Origin of the sequence: Buchnera aphidicola (Symydobius americanus) (assembly GCF_964059135.1) — a bacterium.
GTDB classification, from domain to species: Bacteria; Pseudomonadota; Gammaproteobacteria; order Enterobacterales; family Enterobacteriaceae; genus Buchnera_L; species Buchnera_L aphidicola_AJ.
The window spans coordinates 299,843-313,034 of sequence record NZ_OZ060393.1; the positions used below are offsets into that span (position 1 = coordinate 299,843).

The 13,192-nt window shown below is 23.8% G+C and carries 11 protein-coding genes and 5 tRNA genes; 10 read left to right on the forward strand and 6 right to left on the reverse strand.

The genetic code is table 11. From position 1 onward, the window contains the following. Positions 1-11: 11 nt before the first annotated feature. Complete coding sequence (trmD, locus tag AB4W55_RS01390; protein ID WP_367672270.1) at positions 12-743, forward strand: tRNA (guanosine(37)-N1)-methyltransferase TrmD; 732 nt, start codon at positions 12-14, stop codon at positions 741-743. 54 nt (positions 744-797) lie between these two features. After that, positions 798-1,160: a 50S ribosomal protein L19 gene (gene rplS, locus AB4W55_RS01395; protein ID WP_367672271.1), complete on the forward strand. Its 363-nt coding sequence runs from the start codon at positions 798-800 to the stop codon at positions 1,158-1,160. A gap of 83 nt (positions 1,161-1,243) precedes the next feature. Here the strand turns inward: rplS and tldD are convergent, their stop codons facing one another. Then, positions 1,244-2,704: a metalloprotease TldD gene (gene tldD / locus AB4W55_RS01400; RefSeq protein ID WP_367672272.1), complete on the reverse strand. Its 1,461-nt coding sequence runs from the start codon at positions 2,702-2,704 to the stop codon at positions 1,244-1,246. A 114-nt stretch (positions 2,705-2,818) separates the two neighbouring features. On the opposite strand from tldD, the gene aroQ reads away from it, so the two are divergent. Then, on the forward strand, positions 2,819-3,268 hold the full coding sequence (gene aroQ, locus AB4W55_RS01405) for a type II 3-dehydroquinate dehydratase (protein ID WP_367672794.1): 450 nt from the start codon (positions 2,819-2,821) through the stop codon (positions 3,266-3,268). Positions 3,269-3,485: 217 nt separating this feature from the next. Here the strand turns inward: aroQ and rluD are convergent, their stop codons facing one another. Continuing rightward, positions 3,486-4,415, reverse strand: a complete 930-nt coding sequence (rluD, locus tag AB4W55_RS01410; RefSeq protein ID WP_367672273.1) for a 23S rRNA pseudouridine(1911/1915/1917) synthase RluD — start codon at positions 4,413-4,415, stop codon at positions 3,486-3,488. Between the two features lie 172 nt (positions 4,416-4,587). Here rluD and alaS point away from each other — a divergent pair, with 172 nt between their 5' ends. The 5 genes from alaS (at position 4,588) to AB4W55_RS01435 (ending at position 8,776) form a co-directional block, all read left to right on the forward strand. Further along, the gene (gene alaS / locus AB4W55_RS01415; protein WP_367672275.1) at positions 4,588-7,209 is read left to right on the forward strand and encodes an alanine--tRNA ligase; all 2,622 of its coding nucleotides are present in this window, start codon (positions 4,588-4,590) and stop codon (positions 7,207-7,209) included. A 161-nt stretch (positions 7,210-7,370) separates the two neighbouring features. Continuing rightward, complete coding sequence (csrA, locus tag AB4W55_RS01420; RefSeq protein WP_367672277.1) at positions 7,371-7,589, forward strand: carbon storage regulator CsrA; 219 nt, start codon at positions 7,371-7,373, stop codon at positions 7,587-7,589. A 122-nt stretch (positions 7,590-7,711) separates the two neighbouring features. Beyond that, a tRNA-Ser gene (locus AB4W55_RS01425) sits at positions 7,712-7,799 on the forward strand. 16 nt (positions 7,800-7,815) lie between these two features. Beyond that, positions 7,816-7,889, forward strand: a tRNA-Arg gene (locus AB4W55_RS01430). 140 nt (positions 7,890-8,029) lie between these two features. Beyond that, positions 8,030-8,776, forward strand: a complete 747-nt coding sequence (locus AB4W55_RS01435; RefSeq protein WP_367672278.1) for a 16S rRNA (uracil(1498)-N(3))-methyltransferase — start codon at positions 8,030-8,032, stop codon at positions 8,774-8,776. A gap of 78 nt (positions 8,777-8,854) precedes the next feature. Here the strand turns inward: AB4W55_RS01435 and rpiA are convergent, their stop codons facing one another. The 4 genes from rpiA to AB4W55_RS01455 all read right to left on the reverse strand — a co-directional run bounded on the left by rpiA (position 8,855) and on the right by AB4W55_RS01455 (position 9,869). Then, positions 8,855-9,511: a ribose-5-phosphate isomerase RpiA gene (gene rpiA / locus AB4W55_RS01440; RefSeq protein ID WP_367672280.1), complete on the reverse strand. Its 657-nt coding sequence runs from the start codon at positions 9,509-9,511 to the stop codon at positions 8,855-8,857. Between the two features lie 109 nt (positions 9,512-9,620). Then, positions 9,621-9,691, reverse strand: a tRNA-Gln gene (locus AB4W55_RS01445). Positions 9,692-9,707: 16 nt separating this feature from the next. Beyond that, a tRNA-Leu gene (locus AB4W55_RS01450) sits at positions 9,708-9,790 on the reverse strand. 5 nt (positions 9,791-9,795) lie between these two features. Continuing rightward, positions 9,796-9,869: transfer RNA gene (locus AB4W55_RS01455), tRNA-Met, on the reverse strand. Between the two features lie 163 nt (positions 9,870-10,032). Between AB4W55_RS01455 and glnS the strand changes: the two genes are divergently transcribed. Next, positions 10,033-11,676: a glutamine--tRNA ligase gene (gene glnS, locus AB4W55_RS01460; RefSeq protein WP_367672282.1), complete on the forward strand. Its 1,644-nt coding sequence runs from the start codon at positions 10,033-10,035 to the stop codon at positions 11,674-11,676. A gap of 60 nt (positions 11,677-11,736) precedes the next feature. After that, complete coding sequence (gene eno, locus AB4W55_RS01465) at positions 11,737-13,035, forward strand: phosphopyruvate hydratase (RefSeq protein ID WP_367672284.1); 1,299 nt, start codon at positions 11,737-11,739, stop codon at positions 13,033-13,035. Positions 13,036-13,192 lie beyond the last annotated feature (157 nt).

Consider the following 13,192-nt stretch of genomic DNA (forward strand, 5'->3'; position numbering starts at 1 on the left):
AGTTAAAAAATATGTGGATTGGAATCATCAGTATATTCCCAGAAATGTTTAATGCAATATTAAATTACGGAATTACCAGTAAAGCAATAAAAAAAAAAATTATTAGTATTAATATATGGAATCCAAGAAATTTTTCAAATTATAAACATCAAAAAGTAGACGATCGACCCTATGGTGGTGGATCTGGTATGTTAATGATGTTTGAACCATTAAAATTAGCTATTGCATATGCAAAATTAAAAGCTAAAAAAAAAGTAGTAGTAATATATTTATCACCCCAGGGAGAAAAAATAAACCAAAAAAAAATATATAAAATATCTAAATATAATAAAATTATATTAATCTGCGGAAGATATTTAGGAATAGATGAAAGAATTATAGAAAATGAAATTGATGAAGAATGGTCTATTGGTGATTATATACTAACAGGTGGTGAATTAGCTGCAATGGTTATTATCGACAGTATTTCTAGGTTACAACCGGGAATAATTAAAAAAAAATCATTGGAAGAAGAATCTTTTTCTAATGGAATACTAAACCATCCAAATTATACTCGACCAAAAAGCATTTTAGGAAAAAATGTTCCAAAAATATTATTATCAGGACATCATAAAAATATTAAAATATGGAAAATAACAGAATCATTAAGAAATACTATCATTAAAAGACCTGATTTATTAAAAAAAATAAAATTATCTCATAGGCAAAACAATATTCTAAAAAAATTAAAAAGTTATAAATAAAAATACAATAAAATATAAAACTCACATGTTATAATAAACTAAACAAAATACAATATGCAACCTAAAATAATCGAAGTTCTTGAAAAAGAACAAATGAATAAAAAAAATATACCAAAATTTCGGACTGGTGATACAATAGAAGTAAAAGTATGGGTTGTAGAATCCTCGAAAAAACGTTTACAATCTTTTGAAGGAATTGCAATTGCAATCAAAAAAAGAAATTTACAATCCTCTTTTACAATTAGAAAAATATCAAATGGAGAAGGAGTAGAAAGAGTCTTTCAAACTTATTCTAACATTATCGAAAGTATTCATATTAAAAAATTAGGTGCAGTACGAAAATCTAAATTATATTATTTAAGAAGCCGAATCGGTAAATCTGCTCGTATTAAAGAACGAATAAAATCAAAAGAATAATATTTAAGTAATTTTAACAAAAATAAATTATGCAGTCATGATATTGTATTGACTGCAAAAATGTAAAAATATAGTATAAATAATTATTTTATTCCACCGATAGTCAATTTATCTAATTTAATAGTAGGCTGACCTACTCCTACTGAAATTTGTTGACCATCCTTAATACAAATACCAGTACCATCATCCATTTTAAAATCATTCCCAACCATAGAAATTTGATTCATCACCTCTATTCCGGAGCCAATTAAAGTAACTCCCTTAATAGGAAAAGCAATTCTTCCATTTTTAATTAAAAAAGCTTCTGAAGTAGAAAAAACAAATTTTCCGGAAGTAATATCTACTTGACCCCCAGAAAAATTTACTGCAAATATTCCATAATCTATACTACTTATAATATCTGAAACAGATGAATTTCCAGGTAACATATACGTATTTGTCATTCTTGGTTTAGGAAGATGAGCATAAGATTCTCTGCGACCATTTCCAGTAGGTTTTTGATGCATCAACCTAGCAGTCAGCTTATCTTGCATATATTTTTTTAAAATTCCATTTTTAATTAATATATTATATTTTCCTGGAGTACCTTCATCATCTATATAAATTGATCCTCTAGTATTTAGCATAGTACCATCATCTACTATAGTACATAAAGAAGAGGTAATTTTCTGATTAATTTTTTTATAAAATATTGAACTTTTTTTCAAATTAAAATCACCCTCCAATCCGTGTCCAACTGCTTCATGTAATAATATTCCAGGCCAACCACATCCTAAAACCACCGGAAAAGTACCTGAAGGTGCATCTTTTGCAAATAAATTCGATACTGCAATTCGAACAGCTTGTTTTGTCCAAGTGTCTAATCTCATTTCTCCTAGTTCATTTTTTTCAAAGAAAAAATCATAACCTAACCTTCCCCCCCCACCGCTATAACCTTTTTCTATTACCCCTTGAGATTCTACAACAACAGAAATAGAAAGATACACTAAAGGTCTAATATCAGACGCAAATGTTTCATCCGTAGCAGATACCAAAATTTTTTCATCATAACCGCTTAAAATAGCATTTACCTTTATTACCCTATGATCTGTATGTCTCGCAATTTTATCTACATGATACAAAATAGATATTTTTTCGCTAACGGTTAATTGTTGTAATACAATACTATTAAGATAATTATTATTATTTTTATTTAAATTATTTAATAAACATGATGCATGTTTTTTATATTGTTTTTTCTTTCGCATAAAACTACATGCCATACTAAAACTATTTTGAATGGAATGTAATGTAATTTGATCAGAATATGAAAATCCTGTAGATTCTTGATGAATTACTCGTGCTCCAAAACCGGAATCAATGCTGTGTATTCCTTCTTTGATAATTTTATCATCTAGTATCCAAGATTCAGAAATAATAGATTGAAAATATATTTCTGCATAGTCTATTTTATACTTCATACAATCATATAAAATAGAAAATAAATCTTGATATTGAATTTTATTTATTTCTAAAAAGTAATCACTAACTAAATTAAATGACATATAATTTTCCAACAAATTTGAATTAATGAATTATCAATGAAAACCTTTACAAAAATAGTAAATATTACTAAAATGAATAATATAATTTTAATTAAAACTTATGTCATTTTAAATATGTCTCAATTTAACATTCTATTATTAAATGGACCAAATTTAAACTTATTAGGAACACGAGAATCCTTAATTTATGGAACCACTACATTAAATGAGATCATATATAAATTATCTCAAAGATCTAAACAAATTAACACCAATATTATACATTTTCAATCTAATGCAGAACATATGTTAGTTGAAAAAATACATGAATCCAAAAATATGGACTATATTATTATTAATCCAGCAGCATTTACGCATACAAGTATTGCGCTAAGAGATGCACTATTAGCAGTAAATATCCCCTTTATTGAAGTACATATTTCAAATATTTATTCTCGAGAAAATTTTCGTTCCCATTCATGGTTATCAGATATTTCTAGTGGAATTATTTCCGGTTTTGGAATTGATGGATATTATTGGGCATTAGAAACCGCCGTAAATCGATTAAAAAACAACTCAAAATAAATCTATTTATAACTTTATTAATATATAAAAATTTAAATCTTTCAAAATGTATAAAACGATCATTTTTGATAAATGTATATTCTGAATATCATTACTCAAAACTATACAAAATTGAAATTATAATTATATTAAAACATTTATATAATTATTAATAACTTTCAAATACTAATTTTAAAATATATTTAAATAATATAAATAAAAAACTATTATTTCAATATTAACATATATTTATTAAATTTAATATATCACTTGGTAAAGATATATTACAATCAATTAAAGTATAATTAATAGGATGAAAAAATTTAATTCGAATTGCATGCAATGCTTGTCTAGGAAAATTATAAACACTCTTAAATTGTTTTAAATCAATACCTTTAGGAATCAAATTTCTCATTTGATATATCCTATCTCCAATAATAGGATGTTTAATATGTAACATATGTACTCTAATTTGATGAGTTCTTCCAGTTTCTAATCTAATTTTCAGATGCGTATAATATTTAAATCTTTTAATAATTCTATAATGTGTAATTGATGGTTTCCCAGAAAGATGAGTCATCATACAAACTCTTTTCTTAAAATGTCTCATAATAGGAAAATTGATTGTACCTCCAGACAAAAAATTTCCTAATACTACTGCCTCGTACTCACGAATAATTTGTCTATTTTTTAATAAATAAACTAATCTGTTATAACTCAACAAATTTTTTGCCACAATCATCAAACCGGTAGTATTTTTATCCAATCTATGTAAAATACCAGCCCTAGGTATATTATGAAAAATCGAATCACGAAATAATAATGCGTTTAATAATGTTCCATGAGTATTACCAAAACCAGGATGGACTACCAAACCAGCAGGTTTATTTAAAATTAATAAATACTTATCTTCATAAACAATATCTAAAACAATATTTGAAAAAGAATCAATTGATTTTTCATTAATTAAAATAATTATTTCATCACCCAAACAAACACGTCGTTTAGGTATTTTAGTTATTATACAATTAACTAACACCTTCCCAGATAAAATAAGTTTTTTAAAAAAAGATCTAGAATATTTAGATAAAATATTCGATAAAAAAAGATCCAACCTTTTATTAAAAATATTATTTTCCAAAACTTTTAAAATAATTTTTTTTTTCATAATGTAAAAAATATTAAAATATTTAAAAAACAAAAAATTTTAAATATATTAAATATTATAAATAAATTAATTTGATAAAAATATAAATTATTATTAAAAAATCATAAAAAATACGTTATAAATATATTTAAATTTATAACTCATATAATATTTAACCTGATTCAGGAAATATATGCAATATACAACTAAAAAAATTCGTAAAATGTTTCTAGATTTTTTTAAAGAAAATAATCATAAAATAATAGAAAGTAGTTCTTTAATTCCTCAAAAAAATTCTAATTTATTGTTTACTAATGCTGGTATGAACCAATTTCAAAATATATTTTTAGGAAAAGAGAAATATCAATTTCAAAAAGTAGCAACTGTTCAAAAATGTTTACGAACAGGAGGAAAGCACAATGACCTGGAACAAGTAGGATACAGTCAATATCACCATACTTTTTTTGAGATGCTAGGTAATTTTAGTTTTGGAGATTATTTTAAAAAAGAAGCAATTTTATACGCATGGAAATTATTAACCGATAGAAATTGGTTTAATTTACCTAAAGAAAAAATTTTAGTAACCGTTTATCAAGACGATAATGAATCATATAATATATGGAAAAATTTAATTGGATTATCTGTAGAAAATATTATTCTGATAGGAAATACACCAAATAATCCTTATGTATCAGATAATTTTTGGCAAATGGGAGAAACAGGACCTTGTGGACCATGTACTGAAATATTTTTTAAAAAATCTAATGATATATTCAAAATATCCCATTTAAAAGATAAAAAAAAATATATAGAAATCTGGAATATCGTTTTTATACAATTTAACAGAATTAATCAAAATAAAATAATTCCTTTACCTATATTTTCTGTCGATACCGGCATGGGATTAGAGAGAATTGCTTCTATTTTACAAAATGTAAATTCAAATTATGAAATAGATATCTTTAAAGAATTAAAAAAATCAATTTTAAAAATTAATAACTTAAAAAAAATCAAACATACAAAATCATTAAATGTCATTTCAGATCACATTAGAGCATCAGTTTTTATTATACAAGAAAATATATTACCTGATAATGAACATCGAGGTTATGTATTAAGACGTATTATTCGAAGAGCATTAAGACATGGTGAAAAACTGGGCATAAAAAATCCATTTTTTTATAAAATAGTACCTGATGTAATAAAATGTATAAAAATATTTGGAGAAAAAATAAGATTCCAACAAAATAATATTAAAAATATCTTAAAAAAAGAAGAATTACAGTTTACAAAAACACTACAAACAGGACTAAAATTATTAAAATCTGAGATAAAAAAAATAAAAAATCATCAACTAGATGGAAAGACTGTATTTTACCTATATGATACAATAGGGTTCCCAATAGATTTAACCCAAGATATTTGTAAAGAATATCAAATTAATATCAACATAAATGAACTCAAGAATGAAATAAATAAAAAAAAAAGACAATCCAAACAAAATAAAAACAAAATCAAAAATCTTCCCAACGTCATTCAAAATACATATACTTCTACTTTTAAAGGATACAATCACAATAAAATTACTTGTATTGTAAAACAGATTTTCGTTAATCAACAAGCAGTAAACAAAATACTTCCAGAAGAAAAAGGAATAATTATATTAGATCGTAGTCCATTTTATGGAGAATCTGGTGGACAAATTGGAGACAGTGGAATTATTTACAATTCAAAATCTCTCTTTCATGTACAGAATACACAAAACTATGCAACTACTATTATACATATTGGTCAAATAAAAATAGGTTCATTAGAAATAAATGATCTTGTAACTGCCCACATTGACGAAAAAAAACGAAAATTAATTCAAAATAATCATTCTGCTACACACTTATTACAACATGCATTAAATAAAATACTAAAAAAAAATATTATCCAAAAAGGATCATATATTAGTGAAAAATACTTAAGATTTGATTTTTCTTACAATCAAGAAATTAGTATAAAAGAAATATTTTGTATAGAAAAATTAATTAATAAAAATATTCAAAAAAACATTAATATTTGTGATGACCATCTAAATTTTGAAGAAGCTAAGAATCAAGGTTATATTTTTTTTCAAAATAAAACATATAATTCTATAGTACGAACATTAAAAATAGGAAATATTTCAAAAGAATTATGCAAGGGAACACATGCTCATAATACAGGAAACATTGGATTATTTAAAATTATATACGAAAAAAGTATTTCAAGAGGGATACGTCGAATAGAAGCTGTTACAGGAAAAAAAGCATTAAAACATATTTATAATCAATATAAAAAAAATATTAATATTAATAAAATTCTAAAATCTAACCACGAATCTATTATTCCAAAAATCAAAAAATTAATTATAAACTATAAAAATCTAGAACAATCAAATAAACAATTAAATAAAAATATTATTGCAATTCAAACAAAAGAATTAATAAATAAAATAATACAAATAAAAAAAATTAATTTTTTAAATAGCGAAATTAAAATCAAGGATAGAAAATTATTAAAAAATATGATAGATCAATTAAAAAACAAAATACATACTGGAATAATTATTTTATTTTATAAAAAAATAAGCAAAAATATTTTTATGGTAGGAGTAACTAATAATTTAACTAATATAATACAATCCAATAAAATTATCGAAATTATTAAAAAATACGCTAACGGGTCGGGAGGAGGAAAAGCTGAAATAGCAGAATGTATTACTGAAAATATTAATAATTTAGATCAACTCATAAATTATATTAAAAAATGGATTGAACTAAAAATATAACCCTAGGAGTAAATATTTCAATAAATAATTAAAACTATAATTAATTATATAAATACATTATCATGCATCGTATTATTTAAAATTAAATATAATTTTGAAATTGTCAAAAAAAAACACCAAAAAATGGACCATGCATATTTTAATACTTCAGGGAAGAGAGAATGCTTATTTTAACTCGTAGAGTTGGAGAAACGCTCATTATTGGAAATGAGATAACTGTCACAGTACTCGGAGTTAAAGGTAATCAAGTTCGAATTGGTGTCAATGCTCCACAAAAAGTTTCAGTCCATCGTGAAGAAATTTATCAACAAATCAAAAACGAAAAATATAAATATAAACAATTTAAAACACATAAAAAAAAAATACATATATATTCATAAATATATATTTAAAATATATTATTAATTGTTAATAAAAAATAATATTGATATATTTTAAAAATACAATTACAATATATTGAAAACTTTATAAATAAAATTTTATTTATTAAAAAAATCATATTAGTGAGATGGCCGAGTGGCTTAAGGCGCTCCCCTGCTAAGGGAGTATACAATAATTATGTATCGAGGGTTCGAATCCCTCTCTCACTGTATAAAAATAAAAATCGCATCCGTAGCTCAGTAGGATAGAGCACTCGGCTACGAACCGAGCGGTCGGAGGTTCAAATCCTTCCGGATGCAAAAATTATTTTCATTTATTTATAATATTTAATAAATTTTTATTAAATATTATAAATAAATGAAAATAATAAAATATTAAAAATATAAATAATCAAAGAAAATAATTCATCAAATTCTATAAAAAAAATAATTCACTCCAAATGAACAAAAAAATCCCAAGAATTTTTTTTGAAAAAAAAATAAAAATCAATAATGAATATCTAATATTAAATGAAATGTATCACTACTGTGTAAACGTGCTACGAATTAAACTATATGAAATAATAGAAATATTTAATAATACAAATACAATATATTACGGAAGTGTCATAAAAATTTTTAATAAAAAAATGCTTATAAAAATCTTATCCAAAAAAAATATTAAATATCCGAAAAAAATTTACATACATTTAATTCAGGTAATATACAATTATGAAATAATGAAATTTATTATCCAAAAAGCAACTGAATTAGGAGTGAATGAAATTACTCCAATAATATCAAATAAATCTAATATAAAAATTACTTCAAAATATCATATTTCCAAAAAAATTAAACAATGGAAACAAGTAGCAATTACAGCATGTATACAATGTAAAAGAAATATCCTACCTAAAATTAATCAAATAACTAGTATGGAAAAATATGTCCAAATATCTAATAATACAAAAAATAAAACAAAAATTATTTTTCATCCTAACTCACAAATTCAATTACATGAAATAAAAAAAAAATATAAAAATATTGAATTGCTAATAGGTCCAAAATCAGGTTTTACCTTACAAGAAATCGAATATGCAATCAAAAATAATTTTATTAATATCTCTTTAGGAGAAAAAATATTAAAATCAGAAACTGCAAGCATAACAGCAATTGCGTTATTTCAATTAAAATATAAAAATTTATAATTAATTTATTAAAAAATTTAAAAATGATTCCATAAATATCAAGTATCTTTAAACATTTGAACAATTTATTATAAAAAATTAATTCATTAATTTAATACCAGAATACGTCCCAATTAAAGCTACATCTGCTGTTCTAGAAGCAAATAATCCCACCGTTACTACTCCCGATAAGGAATTAATATATTTTTCTATCATAACAGGATTATTTAAATTCAAATTATGTACATCTATTATAATATTTCCATTATCCGTTACAACTCCTTTCCGATATTTTGGAATACCCCCTAGTTTAATAATTTCTTGACATATATAAGAATATGAAAAAGGTATAACTTCTAACGGTAACGGAAAAGATCCTAAAATATTAACCTTTTTAGATTTATCAATTATACAAATAAATTGTCTAGCAGATGATGCAAGAATTTTTTCTTTAGTTAAAGCAGCACCTCCACCTTTAATCATTTGCATATCATAATTTATTTCATCTGCACTATCTATATATATCATTAAAGAAGGAATTGTATTGAGATCAAAAACTTTAATACCATATTTTTTTAAAATTATTGTAGTATCATTAGAACTTGAAACTACACCAAAAATATTTTTCTTGATATTACTTAACGCTTTAATAAAATATAATACAGTTGATCCAGAACCAATACCAATAATTGAATTATAAGAAATATAATCTAACACAGAAAACGCTGCATTTTTTTTTAATTGATCAAATTTCATAAAAATTATTTTAAATTATACAATTTAAAAATACCTACATTTTAGATAATATTGTTCTAATAGATTTATCGAATATAAGAAAAGAAAATTAATATTAAAAATATTTTTTCTGGGGTACCTGGATTCGAACCAGGGATGCCGGTATCAAAAACCGGTGCCTTACCTCTTGGCTATACCCCAAATATAAAATTTTAAATACGGGAGGCGAGATTTGAACTCGCAAACCTAAAAGGCGCCAGAACCTAAATCTGGTGCGTCTACCTATTTCGCCACTCCCGCTTTTATGGCTACGAAGGGAATTGAACCCATGACCCCAGCGTTATGAGTGCTGTGCTCTAACCAACTGAGCTACGTAGCCTATATATAAATTATGATTGTTAACTACATTTTCGTCAACAACTTTTTAAAAAATATTTTATATAAATATAATTTTACTACTTTTTAATTAAAATATATATTAATATATTTTTATCATAAACACTTAAAACATAATTATAACCAAAAATAGTTAATTAAATCAAATGAAATATCATAAAAAAAAAATAAATATTGGATTCATAGATAAAATAATTCAAAAATTTTTACATAATCATAATTCACCAATACATACTCGTTTCCCTCCTGAACCAAATGGATATCTCCATATCGGTCATGCTAAGTCAATCTTTCTTAATTTTGAAATTGCAAAAAATTATAACGGAAAATGCAACTTACGATTTGATGATACTAATCCTATTAAAGAAAATATAAAATATATTCATTCGATTAAAAGAGATATTCAATGGTTAGGATATCAATGGTATAAAGAAACAAAATATGCTTCTCAATATTTTCAAAAAATGTATGAATATGCAATTGAATTAATTAAAAAAAAATTAGCATATGTAGATCAATTAAATCAATTAGAAATTCGAAAATATCGAGGAACATTAGAAAAAGGGGGCATCAATAGCCCTTATAGAAATCAAACAATTGAAAAAAATCTAATATTATTCCAGGATATGAAAGAAGGAAAAATAAAAGAAGGTCAAGCTTGTCTAAGAGCTAAAATTAATATGAACTCTGCATGCATAATAATGAGAGATCCTGTATTATATAGAATTAAATTTAAAAAACATCATCAAACAAAAAATAAATGGTGTATTTATCCAACATATGATTTTGCTCATTGTATTTCAGATGCAATAGAAGGTATTACTCATTCTTTATGTACATTAGAATTTCAAGATAATAAAAAATTATATAATTGGATATTAGATAACATTAATATTAAACATCATCCAACTCAACACGAATATTCTAGATTAAACTTAGAATATTCAGTGCTTTCAAAAAGAAAATTACAAATACTAATTGATAATAATATCGTAAAAGATTGGAATGATCCTCGCATGCCAACTCTTTCAGGCTTAAGAAAAAGAGGATATACACCAACAGCAATAAAAAATTTTTGCAATAAAATTGGAATAACAAAACAAAATAATTTAATAGAAATGCAAATATTAGAATCTTGTATTAGAAAAGAGTTAAATCAAATAGCTTATCGTACAATGGCTATATTAAATCCTATAAAGGTCATTATATATAATCTTCCAAAAAATTATGAACAAAAAATTAATATATTAAATCATCCAAAAAATTTACAATTTGGAAAAAGAAAAATACATTTTACTAATGAAATATACATTGAAAAATCAGATTTTCAAGAAAAAGGAAATAATAAATATAAAAGATTAGTTTTAGGCGGAACAGTAAAATTAAAATATTCCTGTTTTATTACAGCTCAATATATACAAAAAGATAAAAATCAAAATATCAAAAAAATTTTTTGTACCTATCAAATAATAAATAAAATAAATTATAAAAAATATGGAATCATTCATTGGATTTCAAAAAAAAATACTATGCAAGCTGAATTTAGATTATATAATCATATATTTAATATTAAAAATCCTGATATAAAAAAAAATATATTATCATATATTAATCAACAATCGAAAATTATAAAATATGGCTTGATTCATAAATCAATAACTAAAAATCTAATGATAAAATTTTATCAATTTGAAAGAATAGGATACTTTTGTATCGATAAAAATTTTTGTTCTAATAAAAAAATCATTTTTCACCGTACTGTAACACTCAAAGAAAATTGGAATACATAATTTGAATATTATCAATAAAATAAGTACATATTTTAAAAATATTATATTTTAGGAAAAAAAATGTCAAAAATTAAAAAAATTACCGCAAGAGAAATAATTGATTCTAGAGGCAATCCAACAGTAGAAGCAGAAGTAGAATTAAAAGATGGATCAATTGGATTATTTTCTTGCCCATCTGGAGCATCTACTGGCTCAAAAGAAGCAATTGAACTTCGAGATTATGATAAAAATCGATTTTTTGGAAAAGGTGTATTAAAATCAATATCAATGATTAAAAACCAAATATTTTCAAAATTAAAAAATAAAGATGCAATGAATCAATTTGAAATTGATCAAATTATGTTAAAACTCGATGGTACTAATAATAAAAATTATCTAGGTGCAAATTCTATTTTAGCTGTATCAATGGCAACCGCAAAAGCGGCTGCAATATCTAAAAAAATACCATTATATGAATATATTGCAGAATTAAATAATACCCCAAAAGAATTTTCTATGCCATTACCAATGATTAATGTCATAAATGGAGGAAGTCATTCAAATAATAATATTGATATACAAGAATTTATGATACAACCCATTGGTGCAAAATCAATTAAAAAAGCAATTCAAATGGGTTGCGAAATATTTCATATATTAGGAAAAATTATAAAACAAAGAAATATGAGCACATCTGTTGGAGATGAAGGTGGATACGCTCCAAATTTACCATCAAATGAATCTGCATTAATCTTGTTAAAGGAAGCAATTGAACATTCTAAATATGAATTAGAAAAAGATATTACATTTGCAATAGATTGCGCAGCATCTGAATTATATAATCCAAATAATAAACAATACTGTTTAAAAAGTGAAAAGAAATCTTTTAATTCAAAAGAATTTAGTCATTTTATAAAAGATTTAACATTGAAATACCCAATTACTTCTATAGAAGATGGACAAAGTGAAAAAGATTGGAGTGGATTTTTATATCAAACTCAATTATTAGGGAAAAATATCCAAATAGTAGGAGACGATTTATTTGTAACCAATACTAAAAAACTTCAGGAGGGAATTGAAAAAGGAATAGGAAATTCTATATTAATTAAATTGAATCAAATTGGAACATTAACAGAAACATTATCTGCAATTAAAATGGCAAAAAAAGCAAAATATTCAGTAATTATATCTCATCGGTCAGGAGAAACAGAAGATAGTTCTATTGCTGATTTAGCTGTAGGTACAGCATCAGGACAAATAAAAACTGGATCTATGAGTCGATCAGACAGATTATGTAAATATAATCAACTAATTAGAATTGAAGAAAAACTAGGAAAATTTAATGCTCCATTTTTTGACATTAAATCAATAAAAAAATAAATACTATATTTAAAAAAAATAAAACTCTTAAAATAAAAACAATCAAATACTACACCGAAATATCAAATGTTTATTACCTAAAAATGTTTAAACCGGTGTAGTTAAAAATATAATAAGTAACAATTAAAAAAATACCCTATACGATAATATTTTAATA

Coding starts and splice junctions, on each gene's coding strand:
- trmD (WP_367672270.1), top strand. CDS start 12: ATGTGGATTGGAATCATCAGTATATTCCCAGAAATGTTTAATGCAATA.
- rplS (WP_367672271.1), top strand. CDS start 798: ATGCAACCTAAAATAATCGAAGTTCTTGAAAAAGAACAAATGAATAAA.
- tldD (WP_367672272.1), bottom strand. CDS start 2,704: ATGTCATTTAATTTAGTTAGTGATTACTTTTTAGAAATAAATAAAATT.
- aroQ (WP_367672794.1), top strand. CDS start 2,819: ATGTCTCAATTTAACATTCTATTATTAAATGGACCAAATTTAAACTTA.
- rluD (WP_367672273.1), bottom strand. CDS start 4,415: ATGAAAAAAAAAATTATTTTAAAAGTTTTGGAAAATAATATTTTTAAT.
- alaS (WP_367672275.1), top strand. CDS start 4,588: ATGCAATATACAACTAAAAAAATTCGTAAAATGTTTCTAGATTTTTTT.
- csrA (WP_367672277.1), top strand. CDS start 7,371: ATGCTTATTTTAACTCGTAGAGTTGGAGAAACGCTCATTATTGGAAAT.
- AB4W55_RS01435 (WP_367672278.1), top strand. CDS start 8,030: ATGAACAAAAAAATCCCAAGAATTTTTTTTGAAAAAAAAATAAAAATC.
- rpiA (WP_367672280.1), bottom strand. CDS start 9,511: ATGAAATTTGATCAATTAAAAAAAAATGCAGCGTTTTCTGTGTTAGAT.
- glnS (WP_367672282.1), top strand. CDS start 10,033: ATGAAATATCATAAAAAAAAAATAAATATTGGATTCATAGATAAAATA.
- eno (WP_367672284.1), top strand. CDS start 11,737: ATGTCAAAAATTAAAAAAATTACCGCAAGAGAAATAATTGATTCTAGA.